Below are 17,117 nucleotides of genomic sequence, written 5' to 3' on the forward strand. Positions count from 1 at the left end.
ATGATTTAATTATTCAATTGTGTTCTCAGTTCGAATTTGCACGACTAACTCTTTTTTAAGAATTCCTTGCATAAGGGACAGGAACTATTTGTCTATTTTTGTACTGATTTAAATCAGAATTTAATGAAAAAAACTTTTTTAATAATGGCAGTTTCAACTACAATGGCCTCTTTTGGTCAAAACAAAAATCCTATAAAATATCCCATTACCCATAAAGGAGAAACCGTCGATGTGTATTTCGATACTAAAGTCGCCGATCCGTACCGCTGGCTCGAAGACGATAAATCTGCTGAAACGGGTGCTTGGGTAAAAGCCCAGAATGAAGTGACCTATGGTTATTTAGGCCAAATTCCGTTTCGCGATGCGTTAAAAACAAGAATGGAAAAGATGTGGAATTATGAGAAAATAGGCGCGCCTTTTATCGAGGGGAATTATACGTATTACTACAAAAACAACGGCTTGCAAAACCAATCGGTGTTGTACAGAAAAGATGCCAAAGGGACCGAAACGGTGTTCCTGGATCCCAATACTTTTTCTAAAGACGGAACCACCTCGCTTGGCGGACTGGACTTCTCCAAAGACGGTTCGAAAGTGGCGTATGCCATTTCAGAAGGTGGCAGCGACTGGAGAAAAGTCATTATAATGGATGCCATCACCCAAAAAATTATTGAAGACACGATAGTCGATGTAAAATTCAGCGGTGTGTCTTGGAGAGGAAACGAAGGATTCTACTATTCCAGTTATGACAAACCGAAAGGAAGCGAATTATCCGCAAAGACGGACCAACACAAACTGTATTTCCACAAGTTAGGAACGCCGCAAAAGCAAGATAAAGTGATTTTTGGCGCCGATAAAAAACGACGTTATGTAGGTGGCGGTGTTACAGAGGACAACCATTATTTGGTAATTACGGCATCGACTTCAACCTATGGAAACGAATTGTACATCCAAGACTTGACAAAACCCAACAGTCCTATTGTGACCCTTGTGGATAATTTCAAGAGCGATAACAACATTATTGACAACGAAGGCACGAAGTTATTCATTGAAACCGACTTGAATGCACCCAATAAACGCATCGTTACCGTGGATGTCAATAACCCGAAACCAGAAAACTGGAAAGATTTCATTCCGGAAACCGAGAATGTTTTGACACCAACAACTGGCGGCGGTTATTTCTTTGCCAATTATATGAAAGATGCCGTTTCGGTGGTGAAACAATACGATTATTCCGGAAAACTGGTTCGGGAGATTCAATTGCCGGGCGTAGGAACTGCCGGTGGTTTTGGCGGAAAGAAAAAAGAAAAAACACTCTATTATTCGTTCACAAATTACATTACTCCGGGTTCTATCTTCTCATTTGAACCAAAATCAGGAACTTCTGCGGTGTATCAAAAACCAAAAGTAGATTTCAACAGCGAAGAATATGAGTCCAAACAAGTGTTTTACACTTCCAAAGACGGAACCAAAATTCCAATGCTAATTACCCATAAAAAAGGATTGAAACTGGACGGTAAAAACCCAACGATGTTGTATGGGTACGGAGGATTCAACATAAGCCTGACGCCAAGTTTCAGTATTGCCAATGCCGTTTGGATGGAAAACGGAGGCATTTTTGCGGTACCGAATTTACGTGGCGGTGGCGAATACGGGAAAAAATGGCACGATGCGGGAACCAAAATGCAAAAGCAAAATGTCTTTGATGATTTCATCGCCGCTGCCGAATATTTGATTGACGGCAACTACACGTCTTCACAATTTCTTGCTATTCGTGGTGGGTCAAACGGCGGATTGCTTGTAGGTGCTGCCATGACGCAACGTCCGGACTTGATGAAAGTCGCTTTGCCAGCCGTAGGCGTGATGGACATGTTGCGCTACCACACCTTCACCTCAGGTGCAGGTTGGGCGTATGATTACGGAACCGCGCAGGACAGCAAGGAAATGTTTGCCTATATCAAGGGCTATTCTCCCGTACACAACATAAAAAAAGGAATTCAATATCCGGCTACGATGGTCACCACAGGCGATCACGATGATAGAGTAGTGCCGGCGCACAGTTTTAAATTTGCTGCCGAATTACAGCAAAAGCAAACCGGAACCAATCCAGCTTTAATTAGAATTGATATCAATGCAGGACACGGCGCAGGAAAATCCGTGGCGGCAACCATTCAGGAAAATGTCGATATTCAGGCCTTTACGTTGTACAATATGGGCATCACGGAATTGCAAAAGTTAGCTGATTAGGGCTTGTCCTGGATTTATCCTGAATTCATTTCAGGATTTTTTTCAGAAGCTATTTCCTGCTATCCGTTACAATCTTTTTCAACGCTGTCAGGGTTCAAAACCCTGACAGCGTTTAGAAAAAGGATTTTCACTGCTATCAGGGCTAGGGCATTGGATTCCCTAGACGATTTTCATTCAAATACTTCGTTTGTAATCCCGAAACTCTCTTTGTCGTTCCGTTCCAGTTTGTCATTGCGAGGAACGAAGCAATCTTATCACGGATATAAACCAACAATAAGTTCAAAAAACGCTATTCGAAAGAGTAGCCTTTTTTTGTGGAATAAATCAAAAACAGAATTCAATTCATGAACATTTTTATCCCGTATGGGATTTGATGTTGGTAGGAAATTGTTTTATCCACACAATAATATCCCGTAGGGATTATATGTTCCGTTCCTATGGGACTATGATGGTTGGGGCATTCTTGGTTTCTACCAATATCAAACACTTAACGGCGTTTTTTGGAACAATCAAATCAAGTTGAAAACTAAATAATAATGAGGACATAAAAGCCCAAATTCAGTAAAGATGAAAACCGAAAATTTTAGAAATTTTGATCCAGAATTGAAAAAGAGAGGGATTGTAGGATCAGCTAATGCAAGTAAATTGGATGAATCTTGTTTTTACTCCAACCAATATCCTTTTGCCAAAACCTCAAAATCTTTGATTTGTTCCTGTACCCAAGAATTAGGTTTTTCTCTTTCGGTGGCGAGGAGTTGTGCGGTTTCGGGAGCCATTTGCAGGGCTGCTCTGGCATCTAGAAATAGAATTCGGAGTCTTCGTGCGAGTACATCCTCGACTTTACGGGCCATTTCATGGCGTACCGCCCAGATGACTTCGGCTTTTATAAAAGGATAATCGTGATGTAGTTTTTCGACCCATTTTGGATTTTCGAGCGCTAATTCCCGTATTCCCTCCGCATCCGATCCATACTGATGCAGCGGATCTGTAAGGTCTTGGTTTAAGGTGTAACCATGTATTTTAAAATCTTTGGTGCTGCATTTGCTTGGTTTTAAGTTTCCTTTTTTGATAACGCGGTCCAGCGTGTCTTCGGCCATGCGTCTGTAGGTGGTCCATTTGCCGCCTATGATGGAGACTAAGCCGCTTTTGGACACAATTATTTTATGACTTCTTGAAATTTCTTTGGTTTTTTGATGCTTTTTTTGCGGTCTGGCCAAAGGGCGCAAGCCACTGAACACGGATAAGACATCGGCTCGGGTCACGGTTTTAACAAGATATTGGTTGAGGGTGCTTACTATAAAATCGACTTCTGTTTTTAGTGCCCGAGGTTCCAGACTTTCCAGGTCTATGACGGTGTCTGTTGTTCCTACGACTACTTTATTGTACCACGGAATAGCAAACAATACCCTTCCATCACTGGTTTTAGGAATTATCAGGGCATAATGGGTAGGGAGAAAAGATCGGTCTAAAACGAGATGCGTCCCTTGACTGGCCATTATAATGGGCTTCTTTTTTACGTCATCCATGCCAAGAATGGCATCGGCAAAAACGCCCGTGGCATTGATTACCGTTTTGGTTTTTAGGGAATAAAGTTTTCCTGTTTCTAAATCGGTGGCCTGTACTTGATTTATTTTTCCATTTTTATTTTTTCCTAAACCGGTTACTGGCATGTAATTGAGCAGATGGGCTCCGTTTTCGACACTGGTTTGTGCCAGGTTTATCCCGAAACGGGCATCGTCAAATTGTCCGTCGTGGTATAGTGTTCCGTTTTTAAGGTGCTTTGACTTAATTCTGGGTAAGTATTCCTGAACCTGCTGCGCATTGATAAAAGCCGAATTGCCCAGACTCAATCTGCCAGCCATCAAATCATAGATTTTTAAACCTAAAGTATAAAAATAGCCTCCAAAAATACTGAAAGAAGGGATTATAAAAGATTGATTTTGGGTGAGATGCGGGGCGTTTTTAAAGAGCAATCCCCGTTCGTGCAACGCTTCAAATACTAATCGGATATTGCCTTTGGCTAAATACCGCACGCCTCCATGGACTAGTTTCGTACTTCGGCTGGAAGTCCCTTTGGTGAAATCGGACTGTTCCAGCAATAGCGTTTTGTACCCTCTCAACACGGCGTCTAATGCAATGCCCAATCCCGTGGCACCACCGCCAATGATGATTACATCCCATATTGTGTTGTGTTGGTTTAGAAAATCAATACTCGTGTCTCTGTTCATAAAAGGAATTGAATGGGAGGAGAAATATAGGAAAAAGATTTTAAATCTAAAGATAAACCGTAAAAGTGAATGGCCTGGCAAAAGGTGGAGATTAGAAAAAACATGGAAAACCTTGTGGCTGAAATCCAGTTTTAAATTATTTCGAACGAAATAAAAAAGCTAGGTTGTAAATTATAAACTATGATTCAATTCTTTCCTTATATTCCCTTCTTGTTTTTTTTATTATCACAATGTTTTACTAATGGACTCGGTTTTTCATAAAGGGATCGGTAAATTTGAAAGACAACATTAAATAAATAATACTATGACAATACAAATCAACACTGACAACAATGTAGAAGGACACGCCCGTTTGAAAGCGTATATTTCAGAGGAACTAGAAAAAGCGTTAACGCGTTTTGAAGAAAAAGTTACCCGTTTAGAAGTGCATCTTGGAGACGAAAACAGTGATAAATCCGGAATCAATGACAAGCGATGTCTTATTGAGGCACGACCAATAAACATGCAGCCTATGGCGGTTACGCACCATGCGGATACTATGGAGAAAGCATTTCACGGGGCATTGGATAAAATTAAAAAAGTGTTGGATACAACTTTCGAAAAACAGAAAACGTATTAAATAGTTGCCTTTAGGCAAATAGCAATAAGAAAAAAAATGACACAATCTTTTAAATAAGAAAGTGTCATTTTTTTTGGTTAAGATTCTTTAGAATTGCGATAATGGTTGTTTGTTGTTTTAGCAGTAAATTAGTACATTTAATTTAAGGGTTCAAACAGAACTTAAAACTTTGCAACTCATTAGTGTTGAATTTATATAAAGCAAAACAATGGAAAACATAAAATTATTTGAAAGTCAAAAAATACGTTCCTCTTGGGATAACGAACAAGAGAAATGGTTTTTTTCGATTGTAGATATTATTGCCGCTTTAACAGATAGTAATAATCCACAAGTTTATTGGCGAGTTTTAAAAAAGCGCCTTTTGGCTGAAGGAAATGAAACCGTTACAAATTGTAACGGTTTGAAAATGGTAGCTCCTGATGGTAAGATGCGTTTAACAGATGTGGCTAATACCGAGCAACTATTCCGTTTGATTCAATCGATTCCATCACCAAAAGCAGAGTCTTTTAAACAATGGTTAGCCAAAAATGGCTATGAAAGAATAGAGGAAAGTCAAGATCTTGAAAAGGCAATTGATCGTGCTATGGAAAATTATTTGAATTTAGGGTACAGTACGGCTTGGATTAATCAGCGGTTAAAAAGCATAGAAGTTAGAAAAGAACTCACCGATGAATGGGAAAATAGGGGCGTTAAAATAGGGCAGGAATTTGGATCGCTTACCGATATAATTACTCAGGCTTGGAGTGGGAATACGGTAAAATAATACAAGAATCTAAAAGGGTTGAAAAAAGAAAACCTAAGAGATAATATGACCAATTTAGAGTTGGTCTTAAATATGTTGGCTGAAGCAACTACGACAGAAATAAGCAAAGAAAACAATCCTAAAACTTTTGCAGACAATAAAAGAATAGCCCTAAAAGGTGCTAAAATTGCGGGCGATACGAGAAAATAAATTGAAGAACAAACGGGTAAAAAACCGTTAGCTCGCAAAACGCAAAAGTTTTAAAAGAGAAAAATGATAAATTAAAAGAATAGGATAAAGGTAAAACGAAATTAATAATCAGTCCTAGATTCAGTCTCAAATTTGATTCTGACTTTTATGCTTTTTTAGGAAACCAACAAAATTTATCTGTTGTATAGCAATCGCGCTAATGTTTCGTCCCGGTCATAAACATCTTCATAGAAATGAACCACTCCGTCAGTATCTACCCAAGCGGTAAAATACCCAATGTAAACTGGAATTTTATTTTTGAGAGTGTACCAATATTCTTCTCCGCTGTTCATCGCCGTTTCTATTTTTTCAAGATCCCAGTTTTTGTCATTTTTCATAATCATAGCTGCAAGCTCTTTTGGTTTTGCCACACGAATACATCCGTGACTAAAGGCTCTGTTTTCTTTGTTGAATAAATCCTTTGATGGGGTATCGTGCAAATAAATAGCATTCGAATTAGGGAATAAAAATTTCACTAGTCCCAATGAATTTTCAGGTCCCGGTTTTTGTCTTACGTAATCGTCTTTCCACTCCATATCGTGTTCCGCCAAATAATTTGGATTCTTCTCGATTGCCGGAAGGATTTCTTTCTTTAAAATACTCGTTGGGACATTCCAATACGGTCTAAACACGATATATTTCATTGGAGCACTAAAAATAACTGTTTTATTCAAGGCTTTTCCCACTACGACTTTAGACTTTAATACTGATTTTCCATCTCTAAGAAATGTTAATTCATAAGCGGGAATATTGATGACAATTAATTCTTTGGTTTTGGTAATGTCGTTTGAAATCCAACGACAGCGTTCCATATTGACCGTTATGGTTTTGATACGTTCGGCTACAGTCACATTCATGTCTTTGATGTGTTCCGGCAAAATAGTTTTGTTGAGCGTATTGCCACTTCTCTTTTTGTATTTCAAAATTCCTGTAGCCAATGCGCTATCATATACAGCGCTCTTTGAATCAGAGGTAATATCGCCAGTGACGAATAACCGTTGTCTGATTTGAGCAATTGCAGCTGCACTGTCTCCAGGTTTGTAGGACTTCACGTCTGGGTCAACAGTTATGGCTTTCCAACCGCCTTTTTTTTCTATTTGAAGGTATTTTTGCAAGACGTCTTTCAGTAAGTAATATTGGCCTAACACCCCTTTTTCGTCTTTGTTGATTAAGGAAGGATTGATGAGCAGTGAATCTAAATAACTGACATAAGATTGTTTTTTTCGAGGCAAATACCATCCAATATCATTTGTTTTTTTAGCATCCAAACCATGATATACTTTGTCAGCATAAAAAAAGTATAATGCCGAGTTTAACAGTTCGATATCAATGTTTGGTTTTTGATTATCATCAGCATCATCGTAAATTTCGTCTAATTTTTCTTTGTAGGGAATAACAGTCTGAACGCCTTCTTGTGCCAGATTATTGATTTTGTTGTGTAGCAAATTTCCAAATTCATTGATTCCGTTTTTATCAAACCATACATAATGAAATTGGTGTTTGCGATATAACGATTCTACTTCAGGTTTGTATTTTTCCAGTTTTGGATGCTTCCCGAAAAACGTTTCGACATGAGTGCTGTCAAAAGCCATGTCTTCAGGACTGCTTATGTTTTCCTTATTTCCTGCAGGGATATTTTCGCTTTTCTTTTTACAGGAAACGGTGGTCAATATTATTGTAAAAATAATAACTATAATTGGGAATAGTAACTTTCTCATAAGTTGAACTTTAATACATAATAATTCATTTGAAGGCATTACAAAAATACGCCAAATCGAGTAGTGTAATACCTGTTCTGAAAGAGGCTGTTTTTTAAGCTTTAAATTCTATCTTTACTTTTAGGGTAGCAATCAAATAAAATTAATAATTAACATTTTGTATGTCAATGTTTTATGTTATTAGTTTGATTTTTAAATCGATATTTTACGCCAAATAAATTTATGTAAATCCAAAAATTATGAAAAAAATAATCCTGTTTTCTTTAAGTATTTTGCTGTTTTCAGCTTTTATTCCAAAGGATCAAGACGCTGAAAACGAGAAAGAAAGCATTAATACTACACTTGATGCTTGGCATAAAGCTGCCGCTGAAGCGAACTATAATGCGTATTTTAATGTCATGACGGAAGATGCTATTTTCATTGGCACGGATGCCACGGAAAATTGGAATAAAACAGCTTTCAAAGTTTGGGCAAAACCTTTGTTTGACAAAGGCAAAACTTGGAATTTTACCGCATTGGAACGCCACATTTATTTTGATAAAACGGGAAAAACGTCTTGGTTTGATGAGTTGTTGCATACGCAAATGAAGATTTGTCGGGGCTCGGGAGTACTTGTAAAAATAGGCAAGGATTGGAAAATAAAACACTATGTTTTGTCAATGACTATTCCTAACGATAATGTTACTGAGGTTGTCAAAATAAAAGCATCCATTGAAGACACGCTGCTAAAAAACCTGCAAAATAAGTAGTACTTATATTCCATTTTTAATTTGGATGAAAAATTCATTATAATTTATTCCTCAATAAACACCTGAAATCATAGGTGCTAAATTGAATAAATTTAAAAAAATGCCTTTAAAATTGCTAATTCGACGATAATTGTTTTGTTGACCCCTATTTTAAATTGTTTTATGACTCGAAATCAATTTTTTTTTAACTTTGCCCCCTAATAAATCGGGGTTAAGTAAAGAAAATGAAAATAGAGAAACGCTGGATCATATCCTTTGTCATTATAAGTATGGTTTGTATCACTGGTGTATTATGGCCAGCGGTGTCAGGAACTAGTCCTGTTCTTTCACAATTTGCAACTACAGATCACATCATTCCTGCGGATGTTGCCTGGATGTTGACTTCTTGTTGTTTGGTGTTAATTATGACGCCAGGCTTGTCTTTCTTCTACGGTGGAATGGTAGGAAAGAAAAATGTAATCTCAACCATGTTACAAAGTTTTATTTGTTTGGGTGTCGTAACATTATTATGGGTAGTTGTAGGTTTTAGTTTGGCTTTTGGCGAACCCATGGGAATTCATATAGGTTCCGGTTTTTATAGTTTTGTGGGCAATCCTGGAACTTTTGCGTTTATGGATTATGTTGGGATGTTGCCACATAAAAAGATAGCGAGTACCGTTCCGTTTATGCTGTATGCTTTGTTCCAAATGAAATTTGCCGTGATTGCGCCAGCGATTATCACGGGATCTTTTGCGGAACGCGTTCGTTTTATTTCCTATTTACTTTTTATTTGTTTGTTTACGTTGTTCATATATGCGCCCTTATGCCATGCTGTTTGGTATCCTACGGGAATTTTAGGTTCCTACTTTGGGGTTAAAGATTTTGCAGGTGGAACGGTGGTACACATGAGTGCCGGGTTTGCCGCGTTGGCAGGAGTTATTGTTTTGGGAAAAAGAAAAAATAGCCGTCACGTACCTACTAATATCCCTTTTGTTTTATTAGGGACTGGAATGCTTTGGTTTGGTTGGATTGGTTTTAATGCAGGTTCTTCTTTGGAAGCCAATGGCGTTGCAGCGATGGCTTTTGCTACCACAACAACCGCATCGGCAGCAGCTATGTTGACTTGGATTTTCTTCGATCGTATAAATGGCAGAAAAGTTTCGGCACTTGGAGCTTGTATCGGTGCTGTAGTAGGACTGGTTTCAATCACTCCGGCAGCAGGGTATGTATCCGTTCCTGAAAGTATGTTTTTTGGTTTTATAGCAGCCCTTGTTTCAAATTGGGTTGTCAATGCTAAATTTTTAGAAGGGATTGATGATACCTTAGATGTTTTTGCTTGTCATGGTGTTGGTGGAATTATGGGAATGATTCTAACGGCAATTTTTGCGCATGGTAAAGATGCCAGTTTACTTCATGGCGGATGGAACGTTTTTGGACATCACATGATGGCATTAGTTCTTGTTTCTATTTATACTTTTTTTGGTGCTTATATTTTATTCAAAATAACCAATAGAATTATTCCGATGCGCGTTACTGAAGAATCTGAGATTATGGGATTGGACCTTTCACAGCACGACGAAACACTTTATCCAATTGAGTGTTCAGATCTGGTTATTGACGAAGAATAGACTGGTGTTTTGTATGGAATCATTTATTTGGAATCATCCGAAAATAGCAATTCTGCTAAGCGGTCGTCTCTTTCGTACACATCATTATAGAAACTAATTTCACCGGAATCGTTTACCCAAGTTGTGAAATAGCCTATATGGATAGGGATTTTCTTTTTCAGGATACAAATGGTTTCCTTTTCCCCTTTCATGGCGTCATTAATGCGTTCTATAGGCCAGTCAGGGTCATCTTTTAAAAGCAATAAAGCCAGTTCTTTGGCTTTGCTCATATTGATACAGCCGTGACTGTAGGCTCGATATTCCGATTCAAATAAGCTTTTAGAAGGAGTATCGTGTAGGTAGATATCATTTGCATTCGGAAAAATAAACTTCACTAGTCCCAACGCGTTTTTTTCTCCTGGTTTCTGCCTAATTTTGCCGTTATTCCATTCCATATTATGGGCTTCCAGATAATTTTTTTCACGAGACATCGCAGGAACCAACTCATTTTCTATGATGCTGTTGGGAACGTTCCAGTACGGGCTGAATACTATTTGTGTCACATTGCTGCTAATAATAACTGTTTCGTTCATGGTTTCGCCTACAAATACATCTGACTCTAATTCTTTTTTACGATTTCTTTTAAAAATCAGTTTGAAGGATGGAATGTTTATAATGATATATTCATCTGCTTTAATCATTTCTGGAGCAATCCATCTACAGCGTTCCATGTTAACGATAATGGCTTTGATGTATTTTTCAATTGGGGTGTTCATACGCTGAATAAGCATGGAAGTTATTGAATAATCCATTTTCATGCTGTTTCTTTTTTTGTAATTCAATACACCCTCCATTAATCCTTTGTCGTACAAATTGCTTTTGGAATCCTGTTTTAAATCTCCGGTAACCGCCAAACGTTGCCTGATTTGACCAATGGTTTTTGAGCTGTCACCAAGGTTGTATTCTTTTGGCAAGAAATCAGTTGTTATGGGGTTCCAATCTCCATTTTTTTCTATTTGACGGTATTTTTTTAAAGCTTCACGTAGTTTATAATATTGTCCAAATAGTTGTTTTTCGTTTTTATTCAGCAATTGAAGATCGACTAAGAGTGAATCCAATAAGCTTTCATACGAGAGATTTTTTCGGGGTAAAAACCATCCTATTTCCCTGATTTTTTTAGTGTCAATACCTTGGAATACCTTTTTGGCATAGAAAACATAAAGAGAGGATAATAATAATTCCGTATCGACAGGAGATAGGTCGTCTGTACGTTTTTCGTTGAAAATCCCGTCAATCTTATCTTTGTAGGCTAAATTGGATGCTATACCTTCTTCATCAAGCAGATTTACTTTCGAATATAACAAATTAGCAAACTCAATGACTCCTTTGCGATCATACCAAATAGATTTATAGTTTCGTTTTTTGTACAAAGCACTAACATCTGATTTGTATTTTTTTAAATCAGGATATTTCTTGAAAAAATCCGCTATAATAGCGCTGTTGATGAGAATTACAGATTTAGCTTCCGATGGTTTTTGTAGGGATAAGGCAATCGCAATCGCTTTTACCATTTCGTTTTCTTTGTTATTGCGGTAAACGATGGTAAGCGTAAAGCCGAAAAATATAATTACAAACGATACTACAAAGTTTCTCATAGCGTAATTATTTATATAAAGATAATGAAATATTTTCTTGGTAAAAAACGAATGACAATCGAGTTTGTGTTCAAAGGATCTGGCGGGTTCAATTAATACAAGAATTAGAAATCGTTTCATAAAAATGATTCAAAACACAAATACTTTTGCAATAGCAAAGGCTCTTGAAATGATTTTCTTCATTTTTTCTTCAGCAAACCATTCGGTCTTATATATTTCCTTAATTTTGCCGAAATATTCTGAAAAAGTGGGAAGTAAAAATAAATTAAAAAGGTTCAAGGAAAACGAAACATTCAACAACGTTTTTCAACCAACAAGAGAAGAAGTAGTAGGGGATTTATTTCCGCTTAAAGGAAAATGGAACTCAGAGTTCTTCAAAAATGAAAATCCATTGGTACTGGAATTAGGCTGTGGAAAAGGAGAATATTCAGTAGGTCTTGCCGAAAGATACCCAAATAAAAATTTTATAGGTATTGATATCAAAGGAGCCCGTTTCTGGCGTGGTGCCAAAACTGCTGTTGATACAGGGCTTCATAATGTGGCTTTTATTAGAACTCAAATTGAGTTAATCAATCATATTTTTGCTGAAAAGGAAGTGGACGAAATTTGGATTACTTTTCCAGATCCACAAATAAAATACAAACGCACAAAACACAGAATGACAAATTCGGAGTTTTTACAGTTGTATAAAAAAATCCTCAAAAAAGACGGAGTCGTAAACTTAAAAACCGATAGTGAGTTCATGCACGGATATACGCTGGGATTGCTACATGGGGAAGGTCATGAAGTTTTGTATGCAAATCATAATGTGTATGTAAATGAAGGAAGTCCGGAGGAAGTGACTGCTTTTCAAACTTTTTACGAAAAACAATATTTGGAAATTAATAAAGCAATTACGTATATTAGATTCAAAATTAAAGAATAGTCTCGTATTTAAAACTTGAATAGTCTTGCTTTTTTACTACTGACTTATTGCCTATGAATCTAATTATATCTTTGCTTTTGGGTTTCGTTACTGCTTTTATTGGTATTACACCGCCAGGTTTAATCAATATGACAGCGGCTAAAGTAAATCTTAAAGAAGGGAAAAGAAGTGCAACCTGGTTTGTTTTTGGAGCCGTCATTATAATATTTTTTCAAGCTTATCTTGCCATACTATTTGCCCATTATATTGATGAACGTCCTGATGTATTAATTTTATTACGTGAAGCAGGATTTGGTGTTTTTGCCACTTTGACCGTTTATTTTCTTTGGATTGCTAAAAAACCAAAGAAAAAAAAGGGTAAAATAAAAAAGTACAGCAGTACAAAAAGGTTTTTTCTTGGGATGCTGCTTTCTGCACTTAATTTTTTTCCTATTCCATATTATGTTTTTGTAAGCATCACTTTGTCTTCTTATAATTTGTTTTTTTATGATATGGGCGATGTTTTTGTTTTTGTGACTGGTGTGGTACTGGGTTCTTCTTTGGTTTTTTACTGTTATATCACATTCTTTCAAAAAATACAAAACAAGACGGATTATATCATGAGGAATATGAATACGATTATTGGAACGATAACCGGATTGATTGCTGCAATTACGTTATTCAATATTATACGATATTATTTGAGTTAGTTTTTTTGCTTTGCGCAAAATAGAAAGTATTTTTCATCAGATTCATAACCATGTCAAACGATAATTTTTTCGAACGAGTATACGCCATCGCCAGACAAATTCCTTATGGAAAAGTCACTTCTTATGGCGCTATTGCAAAAGCTTTAGGAACTGCGCGCTCTGCTCGAATGGTGGGCTGGGCGATGAATGCTTCGCATAATATGGAAGATGTTCCGGCACATCGTGTGGTCAATAGAAAAGGTTTGCTTACCGGAAAACTTCATTTTGACGGAACAAATCTTATGCAACAATTATTGGAAAACGAAGGAATAGAAGTTGTGGACAATCAAATTGTGGATTTTGAAAAACATTTTTGGCAGCCAGAGGTTAGGCAGGAGTGATTTTTACAGTTTTGGCAGTTGACTTCCTTTGTCGTTTTTATCCTTCATTAGTGTCGTTCTTTTTATTGTTTATTTCAGCAATTCGAATTAAATAGGCTTCGATGGTTTCGTTTTCTCCAATTGGGATGTTGTTTAATAAACTATCAAATCCATTAATTAAATTGGTGTATTTCTCAAATGTATCCTGGAGTAATTGGTCATTTTTTGTTTCCCAATAATTTCCTTCATCGCTAAGGTCAAAATTTTCAAAATATTTTTTGTTTAAATAATCGAAGATGATCATCAGTTGTTTGTGGATTTCAGGTCCGGCAAATTGTGTTTTTACCGATAAATAGTTTTCGTCTAACTCATTTACGGAAACCTTCGTAGATTCGAAATTATAGAAAGCACACATTTTTCCGTTGAATCGAAATGTCAAGCAAATAACTTCGCAATTGGGAGGACTAAAACAAATACCGTAAATGGAATCATTATAGGAATCAAGAGTAAAAATAGGACTTGGAAATGCTTCTTCAAAAACATGAAATTTCCATTGGTTGGCCTGCGCGATGTCAGTGACCTCTTCAATTAATTTTTTTAAAAGTGTAGGGTTTCTCAGTGCTCCCTTATAATGAAAACTTAATCCCATATTTTTTCTTATAAATTTAAATTATAAATTTTAGTTTATTGGATTTAATGTTGATGTTTTTTAATTAAATCAGAAAGAGAATAGCTCCCTTTAGATGGATTGGTATTGGAAAATTATAATGCTGAAATTGGTTAATAAATACCATCAATTTCCAAATCAATAAATGCGATGCAAATCCTTTAGAATAAGAACTTTTCACAGTATCTTTGTAATCTGAAATCAGTTTAAATAAAGATAATATTCTGGCGCTAAAATGCCAATAGAAAACAATAAACTAAAAATGAAATTAGATAGGAAAGACATCCTTAAAGCTTTAGAAACGATTACTATAGCTGGAGAAGGAAAAAATATGGTTGAAAGTGGCGCAATAGCAAATGTGATTACTTTTGGCGATGAGGTAGTGGTAGATTTAGTATTACACACACCGGCAATGCACATTAAAAAACGTGCTGAAGACGATATCAAAAAAACAATTCTTGAATTAGTATCTCCGGATGCTAAAATCAAAATCAATAGTAAAGTTGACGTTCCGGACAAGCCAGAAATTAAAGGAAAACAAATTCCGGGAATAAAAAATATTATCGGAGTTGCCTCTGGTAAAGGAGGTGTAGGAAAGTCTACCGTTACTGCAAATCTTGCGGTATCATTGGCTAAAATGGGTTTCTCGGTAGGGATTCTTGACGCTGATATTTACGGACCATCTATGCCAATCATGTTTGACGTAGAAAATGAAAAGCCAGTCTCCGTAATGGTGGATGGGAAATCAAAAATGAAACCGGTGGAAAGCTATGAAGTAAAAATTCTTTCGATAGGATTTTTCACGGCACCAAGTCAAGCGGTAATTTGGAGAGGTCCTATGGCTTCCAAAGCATTAAACCAAATGATTTTTGATGCAGATTGGGGAGAATTAGACTTTATGTTAGTCGATTTGCCGCCAGGAACAGGAGACATTCACCTTTCAATCGTACAATCATTGCCTATCACCGGTGTCGTAATTGTAAGCACGCCACAAGCTGTAGCCTTGGCCGATGCTAAAAAAGGAGTTTCTATGTTCATGTCTGAAGCAATAAATGTTCCTGTATTGGGAATTATTGAAAACATGGCCTACTTCACACCGGAAGAATTACCTGAAAATAAATATTATATCTTTGGAAAAGAAGGAGCCAGAAATCTTGCAGAAGATTTAGAAGTTCCATTCCTTGGAGAAGTGCCAATTGTGCAATCAATCCGTGAAGCGGGAGATTACGGTCGTCCTGCAGCTATGCAAACGGGTTCGATTATCGAAACTGTTTTTGAAGAAATCACGAGAAATGTGGTGCGGGAAGTAGTAAGCAGAAACGAAAGTTTGCCTGCTACCGAAGCGGTAAAAATTACAACTATGGCAGGTTGTTCAGCAGTAAATAAAAAATAGAATACTTAGACAATTTTGACGGTTAGACTTTTAGAAAAAATCTAACCATCTAGAAATCTAACTATCTAAAAATCTAAATTATGACAACAGAAGAATTAACAATAGAAGTACAAAAAGCACTCGAAGAAATCAGACCTTTTTTGAACTCTGACGGCGGCGATATTACCCTTATTTCCATCGAGGATGACAAACACGTAAAAGTGCGACTCGAAGGAGCATGCACCAGTTGCAGTGTAAACCAAATGACATTAAGAGCCGGTGTGGAAACCACCATCAAAAAGTTTGCTCCCCAAATAGAGACTGTTGTAAATATCCTGTAAATGATTAGGGCGTGACCATTTTGAGAAAAAAGGCTACTCAAGATTACGAGTATTTGCCTTTTTTCTCAAGATCGTCGGGCTATCCGCGCTACTTCGGTAGCTGGCTGCTATCCCTCACGCAAACCATCAGGATGCCTTTAGGATATTCCAAAAAAGATACCATTGATTAACCAACCAATTTCCAAACAGTAAAAAATGGATGTATTAATAAAAATTAAAGATAGAGAAGGAGTAGTACATGAATTACAGGCTCCTACAGATATGGCCATGAATATCATGGAATTATGTAAAGCGTATGAACTTCCTGTAGAAGGAACCTGTGGCGGAATGGCCATGTGTGCTTCTTGTCAATGTTATGTTCTGAATGATGTTGCGTTACCTGAAATGGGAGACGATGAAGAAGCGATGCTCTCTGAAGCATTTTACGTAAAATCAAACAGTCGTTTGGGCTGCCAAATCCCAATCACCGAAAGCCTCGAAGGTTTAGAACTGGAGTTGGCTCCGGAAAATTAATAAAAAGCGTTCATCTTGGTGAGCGCTTTTTATTTTTGGATTGTGTCTAGTCCTGAAAAAACGATACAGGATTAATAAAAAATAAAAGTACAATTTTTAAACAGTAGTAAGCTCCGGTTTACTACTGTTTTTTGTTTTATAGGTTCTCATTTTAATTATATTCTGACTGTGCATCTGATTGGGAGTAAGCATGTAATTTGAATAATGAGGTCTGATTTCATTATAAATACTAATAGCTTCTCTTACAACTTTTTGCATGATTTCTGTTTTTTGATTGTATTTATCAATCATAAATTCCTGCTTTAAGATGCCATTAATTCTTTCTGCAACTGCATTTTCATAGGGATCTGAGTTTTGTGTCATACTGCATAAAACCTTGTTTTTACTAAGTTGTTTTTGATATTCATTAGCACAATATTGAATGCCTCTGTCGGAATGATGTATTAATGGTAAACTTTTGT

17 protein-coding genes are annotated in these 17,117 nt (G+C 36.8%); 12 read left to right on the top strand and 5 right to left on the bottom strand.

Annotated features, from left to right (window positions below; all coding sequences use genetic code 11):
• Positions 1-144: 144 nt before the first annotated feature.
• Positions 145-2,244: a prolyl oligopeptidase family serine peptidase gene (locus ACM55I_RS00930; protein ID WP_416844929.1), complete on the top strand. Its 2,100-nt coding sequence runs from the start codon at positions 145-147 to the stop codon at positions 2,242-2,244.
• Between the two features lie 662 nt (positions 2,245-2,906).
• Here ACM55I_RS00930 and ACM55I_RS00935 read toward each other — a convergent pair.
• Complete coding sequence (locus ACM55I_RS00935) at positions 2,907-4,472, bottom strand: glycerol-3-phosphate dehydrogenase/oxidase (protein ID WP_416844907.1); 1,566 nt, start codon at positions 4,470-4,472, stop codon at positions 2,907-2,909.
• Positions 4,473-4,776: 304 nt separating this feature from the next.
• On the opposite strand from ACM55I_RS00935, the gene ACM55I_RS00940 reads away from it, so the two are divergent.
• The 3 genes from ACM55I_RS00940 to ACM55I_RS00950 all read left to right on the top strand — a co-directional run bounded on the left by ACM55I_RS00940 (position 4,777) and on the right by ACM55I_RS00950 (position 6,043).
• Positions 4,777-5,091: an HPF/RaiA family ribosome-associated protein gene (locus ACM55I_RS00940; protein ID WP_416844908.1), complete on the top strand. Its 315-nt coding sequence runs from the start codon at positions 4,777-4,779 to the stop codon at positions 5,089-5,091.
• A 208-nt stretch (positions 5,092-5,299) separates the two neighbouring features.
• Positions 5,300-5,854, top strand: a complete 555-nt coding sequence (locus ACM55I_RS00945; RefSeq protein WP_416844909.1) for a BRO-N domain-containing protein — start codon at positions 5,300-5,302, stop codon at positions 5,852-5,854.
• Positions 5,855-5,872: 18 nt separating this feature from the next.
• A complete protein-coding gene (locus tag ACM55I_RS00950; protein WP_416844910.1) occupies positions 5,873-6,043 on the top strand; it encodes a hypothetical protein in 171 nt (56 codons plus the stop codon).
• Between the two features lie 173 nt (positions 6,044-6,216).
• On the opposite strand, the gene ACM55I_RS00955 is transcribed toward ACM55I_RS00950, so the two are convergent.
• Entirely contained in the window at positions 6,217-7,800 is a 1,584-nt protein-coding gene (locus tag ACM55I_RS00955; RefSeq protein WP_416844911.1) for a L,D-transpeptidase family protein, read from the bottom strand.
• Between the two features lie 239 nt (positions 7,801-8,039).
• On the opposite strand from ACM55I_RS00955, the gene ACM55I_RS00960 reads away from it, so the two are divergent.
• Together ACM55I_RS00960 and ACM55I_RS00965 are read left to right on the top strand one after the other, a co-directional pair.
• A complete protein-coding gene (locus ACM55I_RS00960; RefSeq protein WP_416844912.1) occupies positions 8,040-8,549 on the top strand; it encodes a nuclear transport factor 2 family protein in 510 nt (169 codons plus the stop codon).
• Between the two features lie 224 nt (positions 8,550-8,773).
• Complete coding sequence (locus ACM55I_RS00965; protein WP_416844913.1) at positions 8,774-10,156, top strand: ammonium transporter; 1,383 nt, start codon at positions 8,774-8,776, stop codon at positions 10,154-10,156.
• A 23-nt stretch (positions 10,157-10,179) separates the two neighbouring features.
• On the opposite strand, the gene ACM55I_RS00970 is transcribed toward ACM55I_RS00965, so the two are convergent.
• Positions 10,180-11,790 (bottom strand): L,D-transpeptidase family protein, encoded by a 1,611-nt coding sequence (locus tag ACM55I_RS00970; protein ID WP_416844914.1) that lies wholly within the window; start codon positions 11,788-11,790, stop codon positions 10,180-10,182.
• 247 nt (positions 11,791-12,037) lie between these two features.
• On the opposite strand from ACM55I_RS00970, the gene trmB reads away from it, so the two are divergent.
• The 3 genes from trmB to ACM55I_RS00985 are packed head-to-tail and all read left to right on the top strand — an operon-like array spanning position 12,038 to position 13,784.
• Positions 12,038-12,715 (top strand): tRNA (guanosine(46)-N7)-methyltransferase TrmB, encoded by a 678-nt coding sequence (gene trmB / locus ACM55I_RS00975; protein WP_416844930.1) that lies wholly within the window; start codon positions 12,038-12,040, stop codon positions 12,713-12,715.
• A gap of 53 nt (positions 12,716-12,768) precedes the next feature.
• Complete coding sequence (locus ACM55I_RS00980) at positions 12,769-13,404, top strand: LysE family transporter (RefSeq protein ID WP_416844915.1); 636 nt, start codon at positions 12,769-12,771, stop codon at positions 13,402-13,404.
• Between the two features lie 50 nt (positions 13,405-13,454).
• The gene (locus tag ACM55I_RS00985; RefSeq protein ID WP_416844916.1) at positions 13,455-13,784 is read left to right on the top strand and encodes an MGMT family protein; all 330 of its coding nucleotides are present in this window, start codon (positions 13,455-13,457) and stop codon (positions 13,782-13,784) included.
• 37 nt (positions 13,785-13,821) lie between these two features.
• Here the strand turns inward: ACM55I_RS00985 and ACM55I_RS00990 are convergent, their stop codons facing one another.
• Entirely contained in the window at positions 13,822-14,412 is a 591-nt protein-coding gene (locus ACM55I_RS00990; RefSeq protein ID WP_416844917.1) for a hypothetical protein, read from the bottom strand.
• Positions 14,413-14,692: 280 nt separating this feature from the next.
• Here ACM55I_RS00990 and ACM55I_RS00995 point away from each other — a divergent pair, with 280 nt between their 5' ends.
• The 3 genes from ACM55I_RS00995 to ACM55I_RS01005 all read left to right on the top strand — a co-directional run bounded on the left by ACM55I_RS00995 (position 14,693) and on the right by ACM55I_RS01005 (position 16,656).
• On the top strand, positions 14,693-15,823 hold the full coding sequence (locus tag ACM55I_RS00995; RefSeq protein WP_416844918.1) for an Mrp/NBP35 family ATP-binding protein: 1,131 nt from the start codon (positions 14,693-14,695) through the stop codon (positions 15,821-15,823).
• Between the two features lie 80 nt (positions 15,824-15,903).
• Positions 15,904-16,143: a NifU family protein gene (locus ACM55I_RS01000; protein WP_073205171.1), complete on the top strand. Its 240-nt coding sequence runs from the start codon at positions 15,904-15,906 to the stop codon at positions 16,141-16,143.
• A 195-nt stretch (positions 16,144-16,338) separates the two neighbouring features.
• The gene (locus tag ACM55I_RS01005) at positions 16,339-16,656 is read left to right on the top strand and encodes a 2Fe-2S iron-sulfur cluster-binding family protein (RefSeq protein WP_035668621.1); all 318 of its coding nucleotides are present in this window, start codon (positions 16,339-16,341) and stop codon (positions 16,654-16,656) included.
• 96 nt (positions 16,657-16,752) lie between these two features.
• On the opposite strand, the gene ACM55I_RS01010 is transcribed toward ACM55I_RS01005, so the two are convergent.
• The coding region (locus tag ACM55I_RS01010; protein ID WP_416844919.1) for an integrase core domain-containing protein at positions 16,753-17,117 on the bottom strand (365 nt) is incomplete at its 5' end.

The organism is Flavobacterium algoris, from assembly GCF_048158525.1.
Lineage (GTDB): Bacteria > Bacteroidota > Bacteroidia > Flavobacteriales > Flavobacteriaceae > Flavobacterium > Flavobacterium algoris.